Below are 21,281 nucleotides of genomic sequence, written 5' to 3' on the forward strand. Positions count from 1 at the left end.
TTAATCTAATACAAAATCAGATACAAATACGCATAAACTACCGGTGCAGCCAATAATAAGCCATCAAAACGATCTAACAAACCGCCGTGCCCTGGCAACAGACCGCCACTGTCTTTAGTATCTAAACTTCGTTTAAGCATCGATTCTACTAAATCGCCCAATGTTCCAAAACCTGCAATTAACACAGCCATACCCATCCAAACCCAGGACGGGCTTTCAGTAAAAAGAAAAGACAGAGCAAAAGCGACCAAAATGCTGGTAAACATGCCGCCGAAAAATCCTTCCCAACTTTTCTTCGGCGAATGGCGCTCAAACAGTTTGCGCTTACCGTATTTTACGCCAAAAAGATAGGCTCCGGTATCATTTGCCCAAAGCATTAACAAAAATGCGAGCGGTAAATGAAAGTTATATTCATTCCAGTTTTTTAAGAAACCGAGGGCATGAAAAAAACAGAAAGGGATGGTTACATAAACAAAGCCAACAAATGTATAAGAGATATTGGCAAATGGAATTTTGTTTTTCTTATACAATTCAGTGATAAAAACAGAGAAAATTAGCGGGATACAGAGCAACAGGTACTTAACATCATATTCTAAATAATGTAAACCTGCTGCCATTAGGAAAATTAAAGATCCTGCCATTAAACCGATGTTTCGGTGTGGCCTGATACCAGCATTTTTAATCAGCTTATAAAATTCAAATAAGGATAAACCACTCAGGATAAGATAGAAAATAGTAAATGCGTAACTCCCCAATAAGATAGAGCCAAGCATCACAATGGTAAAAAAGAAAGCGGTTATTGCCCTGGTTTTCATTTAAGTTAAGAGGTAAAGGGTATAAGGTTTAAGGTCATTATTACTATTCAATTTCGTTCTCAACGATGTATTCTATGGCTTTATTGAAATCTAACTTACTCACCAAAACATTTATTTCGCCAATATTATATGCCGAGAGCTGCTTATTTATCGTTACTGCGGGAATACCTGCTTCTGTTAATCCCTGTTTTAATACCTCTGCCGCAAAGGCATTGCTGGTGGTGTATACCTTAACCCAATTTTCGCTCACGTGATGCGCTATCTTTAAAAAATTTAAACAAAGCTATGGTAATTATTGCACTAATTAAATACCCATACCAAGGAAAACCAATCGGTTCATCAGCTTTATCAAGTGGCATATGATGCTTTTGCATATAAAAAGCCGCGCAAACCGCATAAGCATTGTTTAAAAAGTGCGCAAACATGGCATACCAGATACTTCCGCTAAAATAATACAGGTAGCCAAAGCCTGCACCCAATAACATACGCGGCACAAAACCATAAAACTGGAAATGGATCGCACTGAAAATAATGGCAGCACTCCAAATGGCAATATGATGATTACCCAACATTTTTTGCAATGAACCTTGCAGCCCAGCCCTAAAAAAAAGCTCTTCACCAATAGCAGGCAACACGGCAATCATCACCAAGTTAACCACAAAATCCCAGTTACTCCTCACCGTAATCAGTTGAATGGTCATTTTCATGGCTTCCTGTTCCTTCATTTTCATCCAGTTTTCCAGTCCCTTTAAAAACTCAGGCAGTACCATTTTTTGATTGACAACCGTTACCCACTCCATAATAGGCATACTCACCACCATAATGGCAAAAACCAGAACAAAAGGAAGAAAATTAGGCTTGTTAAACCTATAAAACGTATTCGGTTTTTGTCCCTCTGTATACGCTAAAACAATAGGAGGCAAAATAAACATTCCTATAGAACTCGAAATCTGTATTATTTTTAAGGCTGTAATAAATTTAGGGTCACCGCTCATAATGGTTCCAAATTCGCCAAATATCGAAGTACCATAAAAAATTGCAACCACTACAAAGCCTAATAATGTGCATATTACCGCACCTACAGCCCAGTAAACGCAAAGTAAAAATATCTGTAAAAGTGGGTGGCTGCGTTTGCGGATGGGTGTTACAAAACTCATTATTTGTACCTTTGTATGTTTTTATTAATCGTTGAAGATAGAAAATGTCTGTAAAGATAGGAAATATAGATTTAGGTGAGTTCCCGTTATTGCTGGCTCCAATGGAGGATGTAAGTGATCCACCGTTCCGTTATGTATGCAAAAAAAACGGTGCAGATATGATGTATACCGAATTCATCTCTTCGGAAGGCTTAATCCGGGACGCTGCAAAAAGCCTGCAAAAATTGGATATTTTCGAATATGAGCGACCAATTGGCATCCAGATTTTTGGTGGCGATATCGAACACATGCGTGAGGCGTCAGAAATTGCTTCTGCAGCAGGTCCCGATCTGGTTGACATCAACTATGGTTGTCCCGTAAAAAATGTAGTTTGCAAAGGTGCAGGATCAAGTTTGCTTCAGGATATTGATAAAATGGTAAAAATGACTGATGCGGTGGTTAAAGCTTCGCATTTACCTGTTACCGTAAAAACCCGCTTGGGTTGGGACGACAATACCAAAAATGTTTATGAAGTAGCCGAAAGGCTTCAGGATGTGGGTATCCAGGCGCTAACCATTCATGGCCGCACCAGGGCACAGTTATATAAGGGAGAGGCCGATTGGAGTTTAATCCGTGAAATTAAACGTAATCCGCGCATTAAAATACCGATTTTTGGTAACGGTGATGTAGATAGTCCTGAAAAAGCAGCCAATTGGCGCATGGAATATGAGGTAGATGGTATTATGATCGGTCGTGCCGCAATTGGTTATCCATGGATTTTCCGCGAAGTAAAACACTTCTTCAAAACCGGAAAACACCTGGCCGGACCAACCATAGAAGAAAGAATTGAAGTTTGCCGTACACACCTGGATAAATCGCTGGAGTGGAAAGGTCCTAAAACCGGTATTTTCGAAATGCGTCGCCATTATGCCAACTATTTTAAAGGCCTGCCAGATTTTAAACCGTATCGCATGCGATTGGTTGCTGAATCAGATATCAGCAACATTTACAGCATTTTAGAAGAAGTGGCAGAAAAATTTGCCAACTATGATGCTACCAGTGTACTGGCTTGATTTTTGAAAGTTTTTTCTTACATTCGTTATTATCATGGTTACAGCAATTACAGATGGTGTTAAGGTTTCGGTAGAAACCGTCTACCAGCCAGAATATTCAAATCCGGCGAACGAACATTATATGTTTGCCTATCGCGTAGAAATTTCAAATCTCTCTGATTATGCTGTCCAGTTAATGCGCCGCCAGTGGTTGATTTTCGATTCGAACTCAAGCCGTAGAGAAGTAGAAGGTGAAGGTGTTGTAGGTCTACAACCAATTATCCAACCTGGCGAAACGCATGTGTACGTTTCAGGTTGTAACCTCAAAACCGATATGGGCAGCATGAAAGGCACTTACCTGATGAAACGCGATATAGATGGCTCTGAATTTGATGTTGACATCCCAGAATTTCAATTGGTAGCCCCTTATAGGTTAAACTAATCTCTTATTTACTCTTGTCACCCATGGAATAGTCGAACGGCTAGACCAAAATTCATTTTAGAAAAGCATATTCAGTATTCCATTTTACTAATTATTCCTGCTTTTTTGCTCCAAGTACTCTCCACGCTTTGAGCTTTTACATCAAAAAAAAAGGCTTAGGTTATCTATGCACCCTGCAACCCCAAATAGTACAAGCTACCGTGCCACCTAAACCTGATCAGAGCGAAATGCCGATATTTTCATCGGCAGAAGCGGGAGCGGGACCGAAGTTTTCCCATTATCATAAAACCTGCTTTCCAAATAGATATTTTAAATATAGTCATCACCTGGTCTGATAGATACCGCATTTCAATCAGGTTTATTTAGTTGGAAAGATTCTGACCACGTAATCGCTACAAGACAATTTAAAATACTACCTCTACTTGTAAAACAAATCCGATGGCTATCAGATCAGCATGACAATCGGCTTAAATTAATAAACAAAAACGGCCTGGATCATTATCCTGGCCGCGTTGTATTTTTCATATTCAATATTCCCTAATCCCTGCTCCGTCCAAAAAGCATTGATGCGTAATATAATAAATTGGCTAATGCACCCACAGCCGCAACCACGTAAGTCATAGCTGCCCACCAAAGTGCATCTTTGGCCTGCGCATTTTCTTCCTGTGTTTGCATCACACCATTATTGTTTCTTAGCCAGGCTAAGGCCCGGTTGCTGGCATCAAATTCAACAGGTAGGGTAACGATACTAAATACGGTTACTAATGCTAAACCCACTACACCAATCGCCAAAACAATCGGGTTTCCGGTAAAACCTATTAACAATACACCTATTAATAATACCCACTGCAAAAGATTAGATGATATGCTCACTACCGGCACCATGCTGCTTCTTAACTGCAACCAGTTATATGATTTCGCCTGTTGCACCGCATGACCACATTCGTGAGCCGCTACCGCTGCAGCTGCTACGCTACGACTATAGTATACATCAGTACTTAAATTAACGGTTTTATCTGACGGATTGTAATGATCTGTTAATTGTCCCTCGGTACTCATCACCTTCACATCGTATATTCCATTATCATGCAGCATTCTTTCTGCTACCTCTTTGCCCGATAAACCAGAGCTTAATTGCATTTCAGCATACTTAGAAAACTTGTTTCTAAATCGCCATTGTACAAACATGCTCAGCAATAATACCGGGATGATTAATATTAAATAAACTCCCATTTTCTTATGTATGTTTTTCATTTAGCCTATATCAAAAAGCGTTCCCATATTATTTAAAATTTAAAAAACAGTACATTTATGTTATGCCAAACGAACTTTCATACTGGGAAAAAGAATCATTTTTTTGTAATTATGATGCGATTGTAATTGGCAGTGGAATAGTAGGATTAAATGCCGCCATTCACCTTAAAAAAACAGTTCCTTCGTTAAGGATAGTCATACTTGAAAAGGGATTTTTACCTACCGGTGCAAGCACAAAAAATGCTGGTTTCGCCTGCTTTGGAAGCATTTCTGAACTAACTGAGCAAGAGAAAAGGATGGGTAGCGAACGACTTGCAATGCTCATCGAAAAACGGTGGAAAGGTCTGCTTAAACTACGTTATTTGTTGGGCGATAATACCATTGATTATCAATGCCTGGGCGGATATGAACTATTTAAAAAAGAAGATCATTCTTTAGCTGAATTAGGTGTATCCAAAATTGAACATTTTAACCTTTTGGTTAATGATATTGTCGGATCCAATGCTTTTCGTGTAAACAATAAAAAAATCAGTTTATCTGGTTTCGAAGGGGTAAGTACTTTAATCGAAAATAAATATGAAGCCCAGATTGATAGTGGTAAAATGATGTACGCTTTGATTCAATATGCACAACAACTAGGCATTGGTATTTTTAATAATTGTACTGTAGACCGGATTGAAGAAGAATCAAAAGGTTTTTGCCTGATTACCAAAAATGGAAATTTTTCTTGTAAACAATTGATTCTTACAACCAATGCCTTTATCAAAGATCTGTACCCTGATGTGGATATCAACCCAGGTCGCGGTCAGGTTTTAATAACTAAACCGATAAAAGATCTAAAGATTGCGGGTACTTTCCATTATGATAAAGGTTATTACTATTTCCGGAATATAAATAACAGAATTTTATTGGGTGGTGGTAGAAATATTGATTTCAAAGCCGAACAAACTACTACTTTTGGCCACACCGAACCAGTGCAATCTGCGCTTGAGCATCTGCTAAAAAAAGTAATCTTACCAACCACTAAATATGAAATTGATTACCGCTGGAGTGGGATTATGGCTTTTGGTAAAACACTTGAACCGCATATAGAAGAAATCCGTCCAAATGTATTTTGTGCAACCAGGTGTAATGGTATGGGCGTTGCTATTGGCTCGCAAACCGGAGAAGATGTGGCGAATTTGTTGTTAAATAAACTATAGCAGTTCTTTTACCACAGAGAACAAAGAGGAAAGCACAGAGGGCGCAGAGTTTGGTTTTCTTTAAAGATGCTTTAAGATTCATCATCATTACGAGGAGGAACGACGAAGCAATCTTACAGCGGTCGATGATAGCCCTGGGCATAAGATTGCTTCGTAGGCTGAAAAGCCTTCTCTCAATGACGACACCATTCGGCTTCGCTATACGCTACCCCCTAAACGCTTATCGCCTATTTAAACACCACCGTTTTGTTTCCACTCACAAAAACCCGGTCTTCAAAAATAAGTTCCAAAGCCTCCAATAATACTTTTTTTTCTATCTCCTTACCGGCATGCACCATTTCCTTCACACCAAAATTATGGTCTACATGATTGGTATGCTGCGCAATAATAGGCCCTTCATCTAAATTATCGGTAACAAAATGTGCGGTAGCACCAATAATTTTCACCCCGCGCTCAAAAGCCTGCCGATAAGGATTGGCACCTATAAAAGCAGGCAAAAAGGAGTGATGGATGTTGATGATTTTACCTGCATAATCGTTTACAAAATCAGCTGAAAGAATTCGCATAAACTTAGCCAATACCAGGTAGTCTACCTCAAACTGATTAATGATCGTTTTTACTTCAGCTTCAAAGTCACTTTTATCTTTATTATTATGATCTACATAAAAATAGGGAATCCCCAGTTTCCCGGTAAAATCTTTAAGGCTTTCGTAGTTACCAATTACACATTGAACATTTGCCCCTAAAGTTTTAAAGTGATTTTTAATCAGTATTTCTGCCAAACAATGATACTCTTTAGTCACCAGAACAGCGATCTGTTTTTCCTGTTTGGTAATTAGATTTACCTCAGCCGCATGTGGTAAATTTTCCAACAGTTTTTCCTTTAATTTTTCAGGATTTTCCAGATTTCCGGTACAGGCAATTCTTGTAAAAAATGCTTTATTGGCTTCATCTACAAATTCGCGCATGGCAATGATATTCAGTTGATGCGCAGACAGCACACGGGTAATATGGGTAACCAAACCCACTTGATCTCGACAGGAAATAAGGACAGTTAAAGCGTTCATTTTTAAAATACTAATATCCAATTATAAATAATTTTTACGGTTTTTTACGGTTAAAACTGACTAATTTCTTTTGGTATATCTATTTTAAATCTACATTTTTGCTAAAATTCTTATCATTATGGAGATCGCTGGTATTGCTTTGCTAATTGTAATTTTAATTGTCCTGGTTATTTTATTACTAAAGAAACCTCAGGCTTCAATCCCCATCGTTTCGTTAGAAGATTTTGAAAGGACAAAAAGTGAAAATGAAACCTTAAAAATAAGATTAGCCAAAGCGGACGAACGTGTTTCTAACTTATCTGCAGAAAAAGAGCATATTACCCTTTTGCTTAAAGATGAACAACGGCGTTTAATTGATGAGTTACAGGCGGAGCGCGACCGGCTTGCAGATGCCAACCGTGAGCTCGAAAGTACGAGATCATTTTACCTGGCCGAGAAAGAAAAGTTAGCAGAACAAAAATTAAGTTATGAGCAGTCGCAACAAAAACTGAATAAAGATTTCGAACTGATTGCCAATAAAATTCTGGAGGAAAAATCGACCAAATTTATCGAGCAGAACAGGACCAATCTGGATATTATCCTTAATCCTTTGAAAGAAAATATCAAGGCTTTTGAAGATAAGGTAGAAAAGGTTTATAAAGCAGAATCTGATGAAAGAAATATACTCAAAGGTGTAATTTCGGAACTGCAGATTCAAAGTAAACTTATTCAGGAAGACGCCAATAATTTAACCAAAGCGCTAAAAGGCGATAGTAAAAAACAGGGCAATTGGGGCGAAATTATATTGGAAAAGGTTTTGGAGCGGTCTGGTTTGGTCCGGGATCAGGAATACCGTATCCAGGCTTCGCATGCATCAGCCGAAGGCAGCCGTTACCAGCCAGATGTGGTAATAGACCTTCCAGACGATAAGCACCTCGTTGTTGATGCTAAAGTAAGTTTAGTTGCTTATGAGCGCTCCGTATCTGCAGATACGGATGAAGAGCGTGAAGGCTATGTAAAGCAGCACCTGGCCTCAATTAAGAACCATATTCAGGAACTTTCATCAAAAAACTACCAGGATTTATATAAAATTAATTCTCCGGACTTTGTTTTATTGTTTGTACCCATCGAATCTTCTTTTAGCATTGCAGTACAAAAAGATGCCGAACTGTTCAATTTCGCCTGGGACAGGAGGGTGGTAATCGTAAGTCCATCTACTTTGCTGGCTACTTTGCGCACTATAGCCAGTATATGGAAACAGGAACGTCAAAACCGGAACGTAATGGAGATTGCCCGTTTAAGCGGCAGCATGTATGATAAGTTTGTAGGCTTTATTGCCGACATGGAGAACATTGGAAAACATATTAAAAATGGACAGGACGCCTACGATAAAGCCATTAATAAATTGTCAGCAGGTACAGGAAATTTAACCAATACTTCAGAAAAGATAAAAAAATTGGGTGCAAAGACTTCGAAACAGATTGATACAAAGTATTTGGATTTGAATGAAATACAGGATTTATAACTTTTATAGTTATGACTCAAGGCCTCTGGATTTTTCGGGAAAAATACTTAAAAGGTAAAACTTGCAAATTTAGTGATTTTTTCTGATAGCCTTAGGACGATTTTTTTTCTTTTTTTTTCAGTGAATAGAATACATTTATTTTGCCTATAAGCAATATAGACGGCTTTACAACAAAAAAGTAGATGTAGCTGAGAACGTTTTATATTTTCTTAGCAGTATCGACTAAAAAGTAAAATCGTCATCTCGAATGGAACGCAGTGGAATGGAGAGATCTGCTAATATAGATTTCTCAACTACGTTACACTTCGCTCGAAATGACGACTTACTGTTTATTGATAAATATTATTTCTTAAAAGCATTCCAGCCCTGGGCTTTCAGCTCGTGCACATTATTTGATTTGGACACCATTTTGCAACCCGAATTTTTATCCGTTACATGTCCGATTACCGTAATATCTACATCATGTTTGAGTTTTTTGTAATCATCCTGGCTAATGGTAAATAACAATTCATAATCTTCACCACCACTTAGCGCACAAACAGTTGGATCAATACCCAATTCGCGTGCAGTTTCATAAGTCATTGGATCTAAAGGAATTTTCTCTTCATAAATGGTCATCCCTTTATCTGATTGTTCGGCCAGATGCAGAATTTCTGAAGCTAAACCATCTGATACATCGATCATAGCGGTTGGTTTTATATTCATTTCATCTAAAAGCGCAACAATATCCATCCTGGCTTCAGGCTTCAGTTGTCGTTCGATGATATAATCCTTTCCTTCTAAATCCGGCTGGATCTGCGGATTTTCAAGATAGATCAATTTCTCTCTTTCTAAAATCTGCAGGCCTAAATAGGCTCCGCCCAAATCGCCTGAAACGCATAACAAATCATGTTCCTGTGCGCCATTTCTGTACACCACTTTATCTGCATCGGCATAACCAATACTGGTAATACTGATCACCAAACCTTGCTTACTTGATGAAGTATCACCTCCTATCAAATCGATATTGTATTTATTGCAGGCCAGTTCAATGCCTTTATAAATTTCTTCAACGGCTTCTAACGGAAATTTGCTCGACAAACCCAGCGAAACGGTAATCTGACTTGCCTTTCCATTCATGGCATAAATATCACTCAGGTTTACCTGTACGGCCTTATAACCCAAATGCATTAACGGCACGTAAGCCAAATCAAAGTGGATTCCTTCCAATAATAAATCGGTCGAAATTAAAGTCTGTTTACCTCTTGCATCCAGTACTGCAGCATCATCGCCAACTCCTTTTACCGAATAATCGTTTTTAATTTTAAAATTAGTTGTCAGGTGTTTAATTAAGCCGAATTCACCTAATTCATTAATATCTGTGCGTTCTTTATTTTCAAACATAACTTATACTTAAGGACAAAGCCTCATTTTATTTTTAAAATTTTAATTGTCATTCTGAGCACAGCGAAGAATCTTTACCTTAAATCAGGTGCTTCATAGTTGAAGATCCTTCCTTCGTCAGGATGACAGATTTTTATTCTCCATCCAATTTCTTCCCTCGGTAAACCTGGCAATTAACATCGCCGCAACATTATCGCCTGTGGCATTTAATAATGTCGCCATCGGATCAACCAAAGTACCTATAATCATCGCAGGTGGTAACGCCTCGGGTGGTAACTGATAGGCCGAAATCATCAATAATTCGCCTATGTAACCGCCATTGGGTATTCCACCCTCAACAATGCTCACCAAAACGGTAATGCCAAGAGCCAGTACAATCGTATCTACATGCACTAAATCTTTACCAAAAATGGCAAAAACGACTGCAATTTTGATAATGGAACTGATGCTTGAGCCATCTTTATGCAAAGTTGATCCCAAAGGAATCGTTACATTGGTGATATATGCCGGTACGCCCATTTTCATAGTTCCTTCCAAATTTGCCGGAATAGTGGCAATGCTGCTACAAGTTCCAATGGAAGTTAAAGAAGGTACAATATTATTTTTCCAAAATACTTTTATTGCTTTAAATCCACCCGCAACGAAAGCATAAAAAGTAAAAAAAACAATAAAATAAAATGCCCCAACACCATAATACAGACCCAGGGCTTTAGCATAGGTACCAAAAAGCTGTGGACCAAATACCCCAACCTGGTAGGCAAAATAAGCACCCAATCCAACCGGCCCTAACTTCATAATTAAGATGATGAGTTTTTTCATCACTTCATTGCCTGAAACCAGGAATTTTTTAAAACTTTCACCTTCCTTTTCAGCATATAAAGTTGAAAAACCTACCAAAACTGAAAAAATAATCAGCGCCAGCATATTTTTCCTGCTTCCGATTTCGAAAAATTCACCAACTGTTAAAAGTTGTGTCATTTGTTCGCCAAATGACACAACTTTCTCAGGTTCAGCTGGCAAAGCAGCACTTCCTAATTGCTGATGGATAGGAAAGATCCATGTCGCAAATAAAGTTAAAACCGCAGAAATGAGTATGGTAGAGAGAAATACCAAAACCATAATGGTTAATAATCTGCCTAACTTTTTTGTTCTATCGATATTTGCAATAGCTGAAGAAACCGCAAAAAACACCAACGGAATAACAGCTGTAAACAACAGGTTTAAAAATATATCTCCTAATGGTTTGATACTTTCAACGCTTTTTCCAAAAATTAAGCCCACGATACTTCCGACGGAGATTCCCGCCAAAAGCCATAGTAAGCCTGAGTAATTTTTAAGAATGTTGTTTTTTTCCATATGATCTTTTTCGTCATTGCGAGGCACGAAGCAATCTTAATACGCACGCCAGTAGCAATAGTTGTAAGATTGCTTCGTCGTACCTCCTCGCAATGACGATTTTTATTTTTACAATCCCAATTCTGCTGAAATATCCAGCATTCTTTGAATCGGTTTGCGTGCCTGCTCTATAATATGCTCAGGAACAGTTACTTCTGGCAAACCATTTTTAATACATAAATATAGTTTTTCTAAAGTATTTCTTTTCATATACGGACAATCGTTACAGGCACAACTGTTATTTGGTGGCGCCGGAATAAATGTTTTTGTCGGATTCGCCTTTTCCATCTGGTGGATAATGCCACTTTCGGTAGCTACAATAAATTCTGTAGCAGGGTTAGTAATGGTATATTTTAAAAGCCCGGTTGTAGAACCAATATAATCAGCCATTTTCAAAACGACCTCTTCACATTCCGGATGGGCAATAAATTTAGCATTAGGATGGCGTTCTTTCAATTTTGTAATTTTTTCCTGGGAAAAAATTTCATGTACCATACAGGCACCGTTCCACAATACTAAATCCCGACCAGTTTTTTTTGCAACATAAGCCCCTAAGTTACGATCTGGTCCGAATATTATTTTTTGGTCTTTAGGTAAACTCTCAACAATCTGAACCGCGTTAGTACTCGTGCAAACAATGTCACTTAAAGCTTTTAATTCGGCCGTACAGTTTACATAAGTGATGACCAGGTGGTCAGGATATTTTTCCTTAAACTTCTTAAACAGATGTGGTGGACAACTATCTGCCAATGAGCAACCTGCTTTTACATCCGGTAATAAAACAGTTTTGCCAGGAGATAAGATTTTTGCTGTTTCGGCCATAAAGTGTACACCAGCAAACACAATTACGTCAGCATCCGTTTTTGCAGCTTCTTGTGATAAGCCTAAACTATCACCAATATAGTCCGCAATATCTTGTATATCAGGATCTTGATAATAGTGAGCTAGGATTATGGCATTTTTTTCCTTCTTTAATTTCTCAATCTCTGCAAAAAGATCAAGCGTAGGGTCAATTTCTTCTTCTGCGAAACCTTTTTTATTGATTTCTTCTAAGACATCTATGTTCATTTTAAAATTTTCCTTTTTTGAATTTTGACGTTGGTCAAAGATAAAGCTTTCCACGTCTCAATAATTAATAAGTTATTTTAAATAAATAAATCTTGTTTGTTTATTAGTGTGTTAATATTGTTGGCAAGTTTAGAAATTTCTTTCGTTTAGATAAGTTATTAATTGTTTACTAACATTTAGATTACATTTATCTAATATTATAAGTTTGATTTTCAGCGCTATCGAAAATTGCTTCAATTTTTATCAATAGTGGAATGTTAATTGTTTATAAGTGGGGAAAAAGTTAATTACTTGTATAAAGCTGCTTAAAAATTGCGCAAAAGATTGTGGCAAATTGTGTTTTTAGAGTAGCTTTAAACATTCAAATTTATTTGTTAGGATAATTTAGACACAAGGCTAACATTTATTAACTAGTTGTTAACATAGTGGATAAAGTAAATGTTTTTTATTAATGAAGAAAGTAGATTTTCTGGTAATTGGTTCAGGTATAGCAGGTTTGAGTTTTGCACTTAAAGCTGCCAGGTTTGGTAAGGTTTTAATTGTTACCAAATCAAATGAAGATGAATCGAATACAAAATACGCTCAGGGCGGTGTTGCAGTTGTGGTAGATAAAGGTGATTCTTTTGAGAAACATATTGAAGATACTTTGATTGCGGGAGATGGATTATGTGATCAAAAAATTGTGGAAATCGTTGTAAAAGAGGGTCCTCAGCGTATTCAGGAGATCATTGATTACGGCATAAACTTCGATAAAGACAATGCTGGTTTTTACGATTTGGCTAAAGAGGGGGGGCACTCTGAACACCGTGTTTTGCACTATAAAGACATCACCGGGTATGAGATTGAGCGGGTGTTGTTAAATGAAATTCACAAGAATAGCAACATAGAGATATTAACACATTACTTCGCACTGGAGTTAATTACCCAACATCACCTGGGTGAGTTTGTGGATAAACGTACTGAAGATATTAACTGTTATGGCATATATGCCTTTAACACAGAGCTTAACGATGTGGAAAAGATTGTGGCAAATGTGACTGTGATGGCTTCGGGTGGTGCGGGACATGTTTATTCGGCCACTACAAACCCGGTTATTGCAACAGGCGATGGAATGGCGATGGTTTACAGGGCAAAAGGTAAAGTAAGAAATATGGAGTTTATTCAGTTCCATCCAACTGCGTTATATCATCCCGGAGAGTATCCGTCGTTCCTGATTTCTGAAGCCGTTAGGGGTTTTGGGGGTGTTTTAAGACGCAAGAATGGTGAAGAATTTATGCATGAGTATGATGAACGTAAGTCATTGGCACCACGTGATATTGTTGCACGTGCCGTGGACAATGAAATGAAGAAATCGGGCGATGACTTTGTTTATCTTGATATTACCATGCGCAGTAAGGCTGATATATTAAAACACTTTCCCAATATTTATGCTAAATGTTTATCTATAGGAATAGATATGACTAAAGATTATATACCAGTTACACCTGCATCTCATTATATGTGTGGCGGTATCATGGTGGATGAATATGGTCGTTCTTCTATTAAAAATTTATATGCTTGCGGAGAATGTTCTTCAACAGGTTTGCATGGTGCTAACCGATTGGCTTCCAATTCATTATTGGAAGCGACAGTTTTTGCACACCGGATTTACCAGGATGCTATCGAGAACTTTAAAAATAATGTCATTCCTGATCATATTCCGGAATGGGATTCGCAAGGTGTTACCCAAAGTAATGAGGATGTATTGGTAACGCATAATCTCAGGGAGTTACAAAAGGTTATGGGCGATTATGTGGGTATTGTACGTTCTGATTTCCGTTTGGAACGGGCACATCGTCGCTTGTTTTTAATTTACCAGGAAACGGAAGAGTTTTATAAAAAAAATAAAGTTTCAGTTAAACTGTGTGAGTTGAGAAACGTAATTCAAACGGCTTATCTAGTAATTAAATCGGCCATGCAACGAAAAGAAAGTAGGGGACTACATTATACTACCGATTATCCTGAACATGCTAATGAATTGGTAGATACTGTTTTTTAATATTTCCGTCATGCTGATCCGATAGATATCGGATTTATTTCAGCATCTGAACACATCAGATATACAATACATAAAAAGACCCTGAAATAAATTCAGGGTGACGTTAAAATTGATTTATGCCTTTAATACTGCCTGTAAAAGATAAATATCCTGAAATAGGAAAAGATAATTTCATAGCGGAGAACGCCACGATTGTGGGTGATGTAACCATTGGCAATAAATGTTCCGTATGGTTTAATGCCGTGATCAGAGGCGATGTAAATGCCATTACGATCGGAAATGAGTCAAACATCCAGGATGGTGCAGTAATTCATGCTACTTACTTAAAAGCCTCCACACATATTGGCAATAGGGTATCTGTTGGACATAATGCCATTGTGCATGGCTGTACCGTTCGAGATCATGTGTTGATCGGTATGGGTGCCATTGTAATGGATCATGCTATAATAGAAGAGTATTGCATCATAGCAGCCGGATCTGTCGTATTGGAAAATACAATTTGCGAAACGGGTTACTTATATGCAGGTACGCCTGCAAAAAAAATAAAGCCCATTACCGAAGAGCAAAGGGCTTTACTTAATAAATTGCCTGATAATTATATCATGTATTCGGGTTGGTTTATGCAATAAAAGGTTTTCCTTTCAACTGAAGTTTTGCTTTATATTCGTCACCGTAATCCGATAACTATCGGATTTATTTCAGGGTCTATCATGCTATAAAGATGCTGAAATGAATTCAGCATGACGATTTTTTAGAGATAAAACTACATTACTGCGTTGGCGGTGGTATTACCAATGGATCTTCACGTTCCCAGTTTGGTTTCAAGTCCATCAATGCTTTTAAATACCATACTTTTTCAGGCTGGTATCCTTCCTTAACATTTCCCGTATCCCAGATGCCATTTTTATTTTCGTCATAAATAACCCTAAGCATATATTTACCTGCAGGATATTTAGAAAAAGTAATTTTTGAGTTTTTGCTAACCGGAAAAGATTTTATGACATCTTTTTTTTCGTTTAGGAACTGAACCACATATCTTTTAGAAGTGTCCGGAACGGTTACATTTAATATTAAAGTAGTGTAAGCGTCTTGACTTTCAAGCGTAAAACGTTTCGTGAGATCTTTGTTTTTGGCATTAAATATCGCGGTAAATGCGCCTGCACCCAATTTTAAATCGTAGTTTTTTTTGTTTTTCCAAGGATACTTAATGTAGTATTTAAGAAAATCTGTACTATCTTTCACCAACTCAAAATTTGTTCTTTTTACAGAGTCTTCCAAAAGGGTGATTTTAGTTGGATCTGCAGCCGTAATCGGGAAAGATGAGGTTAATGTCAGCTGCTGGAAAGGATTTAATTTACCGCCTGTTAAGTTATCAGAAACCGTAATTTCGCGAGTATAAGTATCTTTTTTACCCCTTGTAAAGTTTAAGGTCTGAAGAAGCTTTCCTTGATCCTCAACAGCCACCTTCACTGAATCAAAACTCATGTCATTCAGCCATATTTTAGCAGTATCGTTATTTTTGGTAAAGTGGACATACTTCCCTATATCTACTGCCGGAGGATCGGTAACCGTGATTTTAGGGCGTTTCAGCTGCTGATTAAAGATGATTGAGATACTACCATCATTATTCAGTTTTCGGTCCAATACGCGGAACTCTGGAGGTAGCTCTTTAAATATCTGTAGGTTAATGTTTTCCAGGTTTTTATCAATTACGATGGGTTCTTTTATAAATCCAACTTCATCAGAAATCTGTTGGTATATTTTATCGCCACCTCCGGTACTTTCTTTAATGGCATAAACTTTATAGGTACCTTTTCTGAGGTTACTCAATTTGTACGTACCGGCACTATCAGTAGTGGTATATATTGATGGACGTTTTTTACCGAAAATCGTATCTCTTTCTACAGGCAAAATAAATACGGTAACTTCCTTTTCAGGTTCGTCACTTAGTGAATTAATAACTTTACCACTGATTGATAATGAATCAATATCTGGTCCTGTTGAAAAAACATAAGATAGATTTTTAACCACATTTCCTTCATTTACATCTGCAATAGATTTTCCAAAATTCAAGGTATAGGTTGTATTTTTTTCCAGAGAATCCTTAAGAATAATTTCCAATCTCTTCTGCCTCTTTTTTAACTCCGGAACTTTTTCCTGATCAGGTGAAATCGAAAATTCTTTAAACTCATCTTTCAGATTAAAATACTCATCAAACTCTATTACTATTTTTTTTGCATTAAAATTCCTTGTCTGATTTTTCGGCGTCATGCTTAAAACTTTTGGTGGCTTGGTATCTTTTGGTCCACCCTGTGGTGTCTGCATACTGGCACAACCAAAAAGTAGGAGCAAGGTGACAATAACCGCTAAATTTTTAAGGTTAAAATAGTGATCTTTTAAATTTGGCATATTTTAATCGTTCTGACGGATTTTCGTACTTTTTGGAATATTGTGTTTAAAAAATATTTTTTATCGCTTAAATCGCTTTATTTTAAGTCTACTTTATTTTATTTAAGTATCTGATAATCAGTTATTTATTAATATAGACCATTAAAACTGAAATATCTGATGGAGAAACACCTGAAATTCTTGAAGCCTGACCTAAAGTACGGGGTTTTATTTTAAATAATTTTTCGCGTGCTTCTTTGGAGATGGAAACAATTTTATTATAATCAAAATCTGGCTTGATTTCTTTATCTTCCATTTTTAGCATTTTCGCTACAATTTCATTTTCTTTTTCGAAATAGCTTTCGTATTTAATTTTAATTTCTGCTTGCTCAATAGTTTCTTTGTCTAAGGCTTTGGTCGCTTCGGCTAAAGGTTTACTAACCTTAATGATATCTTGTAAGCCAACATGAGGTCTGCCGACTAAACTGTGAATTTTTACATTTTGGTTTAAAGTACTCGAGCCTAAACTTTCAAGCATCGGATTTGCATCGCCCATTTCAATTCCCTGGCTTTTGGTAAATTTTACCAGGGCCTCGGCATCAGTAATTTTTTTATTCACCTTGTCCAATCGCTCATCGGAAATTAATCCCAGTTCATGTCCGATAGGAGAGAGACGTATATCTGCATTATCCTGTCTTAATAACAAACGATGTTCAGCTCTGGAAGTAAACATTCGATAAGGCTCTTCTGTGCCTTTGGTAACGAGATCATCTATCAATACACCGATGTAACTTTCAGATCTTTTCATAATCAATTCATGTTTATCGGTTATTTTTTGGTGTGCATTGATTCCTGCCATGAAACCTTGACAGGCAGCTTCTTCGTACCCGGTTGTTCCGTTTATTTGTCCGGCTAAAAATAAATTGCTGATTAACTTAGTTTCTAATGTTAAAGATAATTGGGTAGGTGGGAAGAAATCGTACTCAATAGCGTAACCAGGTCTGAACATTTTTGCCTTTTCGAAACCTGGAATTAACCTCAATGCTTTTAATTGGACGTCTTCTGGAAGCGAAGTCGAAAAACCATTTACATAAATTTCACAGGTATTCCATCCCTCAGGTTCAACAAATATTTGGTGTCTGTCACGTTCAGCAAAACGATTGATTTTATCTTCAATAGAAGGACAGTATCTCGGACCTAAACCTTTAATACGACCGGTAAACATTGGTGATTTTTCAAAGCCTTCTTTCAAAGTTTCATGTACATCACTATTGGTATAGGTAATCCAGCAGCAACGCTGATCGGTGGAAACAACAGTATCAGTATAAGAGAATTTTCCTGGGTTTTCATCTCCCCATTGCTCTTCCATTTTCGTGTAATCTAGACTTCTTCCATCAACACGGGGTGGGGTACCGGTTTTCATACGGCCTGCTTCCATACCTAATTCTACTAATTGTTCTGTAATTCCTGTTGATGATTTTTCTCCAGTTCTGCCTCCTCCAAATTTCTTTTCGCCAACGTGTATAGTACCGTTTAGAAATGTACCATTAGTTAATACTACGGCAGTACTGTTGATTTCGATACCTAAAGAAGTTTTAACGCCATATACAATATTATCTTCTACTAGTAAGCCAACAACACTATCTTGCCAGATATCGAGATTTGGAGTTCTTTCCAATGCCAAGCGCCACTCTTCTGCAAATCGCATTCTGTCTATTTGCGCTCTCGGGCTCCACATAGCAGGTCCTTTCGATTTATTTAGCATGCGGAATTGTATGGTTGATTTATCAGATATTATGCCTGAATATCCGCCCATAGCGTCGACCTCACGAACAATCTGGCCTTTAGCAACACCGCCCATAGCAGGGTTGCAGCTCATTTGGGCGATGGTACCCATGTTCATAGTAATTAATAAAACATATGATCCTAAATTGGCAGCAGCAGCGGCAGCTTCACATCCTGCATGTCCTGCACCAACAACAATCAAATCGTATTTTGAAAACATCTTATTATATTTTAATTGTTTCACGTGAAACAATGTTATTTTTTATCGTTAAAATTTAACTTCCTTTTCTGTTGCTCATATGTTCCACGTGAAACATACTATTAATTTTAACATGATTATTATTCTGAAAGCTCCAGCCAACGCAATGTGTAATCGTCTAATTTCGTTTGGAGTGTTTCAATCTCAGTTGATATCTCTTGTATTTTAATATAATCAGAAGCGTTGACGTTATTCAAGGTGTTGGTTAATTCGATTATTTTATTTTCCGTTTCTTCTATTCCTTTTTCAGCTTCTTCTAATTCTTTCTGTTCTTTAAAGCTTAGCTTTTTTGTTGCTTTAGGCTGGACTTGGTCAGTGTTGGGAACAGAAGTTTTTTTTGTTTCTTTAGCTTTGGGCTGTTCTAAACTTAACCTGTATTCTGAATAATTACCATTGTATATTTTAACGACACCTTCGCCCTCCATAATAAAAAGCTGATCGCTCATTTTATCAAGCAAATACCTGTCGTGCGAAACTAACATCAAGATGCCCGGAAAATTTTCTAAAAACTCCTCAAGCACATTTAAGGTATCAATATCAAGGTCATTTGTTGGTTCATCCAAAATTAGAAAATTAGGATTTTGCATCAAGACCTTCATCAGGTTTAAACGTTTTTTTTCGCCGCCACTTAATTTCTCTACCATGCCATGTTGTTTCTTGGGAGGAAAAAGAAAAAGTGTTAATAGGGCAGAAGCGGTAATAATGGAACCATCTGCCATTTTAATATACTCGGCATCTGATTTTACAATGTCTATTACTCGCTCTTTAGGATCGAAAGTTAAACCACCCTGTTTGTAATATCCAAATACGGTTGTTTCGCCAGTATCAACTTTACCATCATCTGGCTTTAAATTGCTGGTGATGATATTTAAAAGTGTTGATTTACCTGTTCCATTTTTTCCTGCTAAACCAATACGATCGCCTTTTTTAAAGGTATAGCTGAAATCATTAATGATTGGCCGACCTTCAAAACTTTTTTTTATGTGATCTAACTCAATGATTTTGCCACCCTGCCTAGACATTTTCATTTTGAGAGTAACACTTTGATTTTCAGACTTTTTCTTGGTCTTTTCCTCTAAATCGTAAAAAGCATCAATCCTGGCCTGAGATTTCGTTGCACGCGCTTGTGGCATGCGTCTCATCCACTCTAATTCTTTCTTTAATAGCTGTTGGTTCTTGTGTAAAACAGTTGCGTCCAAAGCCTCCCTTTCTGCTTTCTTTTCGAGGAAGTAGGCATAATTTCCATTGTAATTGAAAATTTTTCCTCTATCCAGTTCTACAATGGTATTACAAACATTATCTAAAAAGTATCTGTCATGTGTAACCAACAGAATGGTTTTTTGTCCGGTAGTTAATAACTTCTCTAGCCATTCAATCGTATCGATATCTAAATGGTTGGTAGGTTCATCGAGTACCAGTATTTCAGGATCTTCAATTAATAGTTTTGCTAAAGCCAAACGTTTTTTTTGTCCACCAGAAAGCGTATCAATTTTTTGTTGAAGATGAGTAATTCCCATCCGGTTCAGAATGGTTTTAATTTCATGTTCATATTCCCAGGCATTATGTTCACTTAATTCCTCATATAAGCGATTGAGTGTGTTTTCATCTGGGTTCGGTTGTTCAATTAATTCTTCATATTCTTTGATGAGCTGTTGTTGCTTGTTTTCAAGCGAAAAGATATGGTCGCTAATAGAAAATCCCGCTGTGAACTGAGGTTCCTGATCCAAAAAACCGATTTTAACGGATTTATTTTTTACTATTTTACCCTCAAGCGGAGGAAACCGCTCAGCCAATAATTTCAATAACGTACTCTTACCTGCGCCATTAATACCAACCAGCGCCACGCGTTGACCGGAATTAATACCGAGGGTTAAATTTTTAAATAACCATTCATCATGATAACCATGTCCTAAGCCTTCTGCCGCAATTAATGTGCTCAATTTTTCTGTGTTTCGGATTTATAAAAGAAAATTATTGCAAAGGTAAGTATAAATTATTTGCAACGCTAAACAGATATCTCAAAGCTATTGTGTATCAGCTAAAATGGCAAAAACTTGATGTATTGTGATTGTTTTGAATGTCATCAATGGTGGTTCTAAAAAAAAAAGCGGTTGGACTCGCTCCACCGCTGCTTCAATCATTAACTTGTCTAGTCCTAATATAGCGATACAAAAAACTAGTATCCTTATGGAGGAAAAAACAAATTATTCGAAACGTAGTCAGAAAGATTACACCTTAAGCTTTAAACTTCAAGTAGTTAGCGAGGTTGAAAATGGGACATTGAGTTTATCTCAAGCTAAAGTTAAATACGGTATACAGGGTGACAGCACCGTTCGTAAATGGTTGCAAAAATATGGTAACTTTGATTGGGAGCATAAATCTCCTTTTCATATGCCCAAGACACCTGAACAGAAAATCCTGGAGTTGGAAGCTAAACTCAAACTCCTGGAGAAACAAAATGCTTTCCTGTCTGCCCAGAACAGTAGAGCGGAC

Annotated in this window: 17 protein-coding genes and 1 pseudogene; 7 read left to right on the forward strand and 11 right to left on the reverse strand. The window is 37.3% G+C overall.

Annotated elements, in window-relative coordinates; genetic code table 11:
* Positions 1 to 5 precede the first annotated feature (5 nt).
* From BM107_RS06315 to BM107_RS06325, 3 genes are read right to left on the reverse strand one after another with little or no spacing between them, the layout of a single operon-like run.
* Positions 6 to 815, reverse strand: a complete 810-nt coding sequence (locus BM107_RS06315; protein ID WP_090981373.1) for a phosphatidate cytidylyltransferase — start codon at positions 813 to 815, stop codon at positions 6 to 8.
* Between the two features lie 43 nt (positions 816 to 858).
* Positions 859 to 1,065 (reverse strand): putative signal transducing protein, encoded by a 207-nt coding sequence (locus tag BM107_RS06320; protein ID WP_134204437.1) that lies wholly within the window; start codon positions 1,063 to 1,065, stop codon positions 859 to 861.
* Positions 1,046 to 1,972 (reverse strand): CPBP family intramembrane glutamic endopeptidase, encoded by a 927-nt coding sequence (locus BM107_RS06325; RefSeq protein ID WP_090981377.1) that lies wholly within the window; start codon positions 1,970 to 1,972, stop codon positions 1,046 to 1,048. Before BM107_RS06325 ends, BM107_RS06320 begins: the two co-directional genes overlap by 20 nt.
* Before the next feature lie 44 nt (positions 1,973 to 2,016).
* Between BM107_RS06325 and dusB the strand changes: the two genes are divergently transcribed.
* Complete coding sequence (dusB, locus tag BM107_RS06330) at positions 2,017 to 3,024, forward strand: tRNA dihydrouridine synthase DusB (RefSeq protein ID WP_090981379.1); 1,008 nt, start codon at positions 2,017 to 2,019, stop codon at positions 3,022 to 3,024.
* Positions 3,025 to 3,058: 34 nt separating this feature from the next.
* Positions 3,059 to 3,445: a Co2+/Mg2+ efflux protein ApaG gene (apaG, locus tag BM107_RS06335; RefSeq protein WP_090981381.1), complete on the forward strand. Its 387-nt coding sequence runs from the start codon at positions 3,059 to 3,061 to the stop codon at positions 3,443 to 3,445.
* A 537-nt stretch (positions 3,446 to 3,982) separates the two neighbouring features.
* Here apaG and BM107_RS06340 read toward each other — a convergent pair.
* A complete protein-coding gene (locus tag BM107_RS06340; protein ID WP_090981452.1) occupies positions 3,983 to 4,678 on the reverse strand; it encodes a zinc metallopeptidase in 696 nt (231 codons plus the stop codon).
* Between the two features lie 83 nt (positions 4,679 to 4,761).
* Here BM107_RS06340 and BM107_RS06345 point away from each other — a divergent pair, with 83 nt between their 5' ends.
* The gene (locus BM107_RS06345) at positions 4,762 to 5,901 is read left to right on the forward strand and encodes an NAD(P)/FAD-dependent oxidoreductase (RefSeq protein WP_090981383.1); all 1,140 of its coding nucleotides are present in this window, start codon (positions 4,762 to 4,764) and stop codon (positions 5,899 to 5,901) included.
* Between the two features lie 227 nt (positions 5,902 to 6,128).
* Here BM107_RS06345 and purU read toward each other — a convergent pair whose 3' ends face one another.
* Positions 6,129 to 6,968, reverse strand: a complete 840-nt coding sequence (gene purU, locus BM107_RS06350) for a formyltetrahydrofolate deformylase (protein ID WP_090981385.1) — start codon at positions 6,966 to 6,968, stop codon at positions 6,129 to 6,131.
* A 118-nt stretch (positions 6,969 to 7,086) separates the two neighbouring features.
* On the opposite strand from purU, the gene BM107_RS06355 reads away from it, so the two are divergent.
* A complete protein-coding gene (locus tag BM107_RS06355; RefSeq protein ID WP_090981387.1) occupies positions 7,087 to 8,472 on the forward strand; it encodes a DNA recombination protein RmuC in 1,386 nt (461 codons plus the stop codon).
* 342 nt (positions 8,473 to 8,814) lie between these two features.
* Here the strand turns inward: BM107_RS06355 and thiL are convergent, their stop codons facing one another.
* The 3 genes from thiL to nadA all read right to left on the reverse strand — a co-directional run bounded on the left by thiL (position 8,815) and on the right by nadA (position 12,360).
* Complete coding sequence (gene thiL / locus BM107_RS06360; RefSeq protein WP_090981389.1) at positions 8,815 to 9,855, reverse strand: thiamine-phosphate kinase; 1,041 nt, start codon at positions 9,853 to 9,855, stop codon at positions 8,815 to 8,817.
* Between the two features lie 117 nt (positions 9,856 to 9,972).
* Complete coding sequence (locus BM107_RS06365; protein ID WP_090981390.1) at positions 9,973 to 11,211, reverse strand: dicarboxylate/amino acid:cation symporter; 1,239 nt, start codon at positions 11,209 to 11,211, stop codon at positions 9,973 to 9,975.
* Positions 11,212 to 11,319: 108 nt separating this feature from the next.
* Positions 11,320 to 12,360: a quinolinate synthase NadA gene (gene nadA / locus BM107_RS06370; protein ID WP_397238598.1), complete on the reverse strand. Its 1,041-nt coding sequence runs from the start codon at positions 12,358 to 12,360 to the stop codon at positions 11,320 to 11,322.
* A gap of 409 nt (positions 12,361 to 12,769) precedes the next feature.
* Between nadA and nadB the strand changes: the two genes are divergently transcribed.
* Together nadB and BM107_RS06380 are read left to right on the forward strand one after the other, a co-directional pair.
* Positions 12,770 to 14,356, forward strand: a complete 1,587-nt coding sequence (gene nadB / locus BM107_RS06375) for an L-aspartate oxidase (RefSeq protein WP_090981391.1) — start codon at positions 12,770 to 12,772, stop codon at positions 14,354 to 14,356.
* Between the two features lie 116 nt (positions 14,357 to 14,472).
* Positions 14,473 to 14,985: a gamma carbonic anhydrase family protein gene (locus tag BM107_RS06380; protein ID WP_090981395.1), complete on the forward strand. Its 513-nt coding sequence runs from the start codon at positions 14,473 to 14,475 to the stop codon at positions 14,983 to 14,985.
* Positions 14,986 to 15,124: 139 nt separating this feature from the next.
* Here the strand turns inward: BM107_RS06380 and BM107_RS06385 are convergent, their stop codons facing one another.
* The 3 genes from BM107_RS06385 to BM107_RS06395 form a co-directional block, all read right to left on the reverse strand.
* Complete coding sequence (locus BM107_RS06385; RefSeq protein ID WP_090981397.1) at positions 15,125 to 16,765, reverse strand: Ig-like domain-containing protein; 1,641 nt, start codon at positions 16,763 to 16,765, stop codon at positions 15,125 to 15,127.
* A gap of 121 nt (positions 16,766 to 16,886) precedes the next feature.
* Entirely contained in the window at positions 16,887 to 18,749 is a 1,863-nt protein-coding gene (gene mnmG, locus BM107_RS06390) for a tRNA uridine-5-carboxymethylaminomethyl(34) synthesis enzyme MnmG (protein ID WP_090981399.1), read from the reverse strand.
* Between the two features lie 119 nt (positions 18,750 to 18,868).
* Entirely contained in the window at positions 18,869 to 20,728 is a 1,860-nt protein-coding gene (locus tag BM107_RS06395; protein WP_090981400.1) for an ABC-F family ATP-binding cassette domain-containing protein, read from the reverse strand.
* Positions 20,729 to 20,975: 247 nt separating this feature from the next.
* Here BM107_RS06395 and BM107_RS06400 point away from each other — a divergent pair.
* A pseudogene (locus BM107_RS06400) lies at positions 20,976 to 21,281 on the forward strand (IS3 family transposase); the annotation flags it as partial.

The sequence above is a fragment of the Pedobacter suwonensis genome, assembly GCF_900111825.1.
Taxonomy (GTDB): domain Bacteria; phylum Bacteroidota; class Bacteroidia; order Sphingobacteriales; family Sphingobacteriaceae; genus Pedobacter; species Pedobacter suwonensis.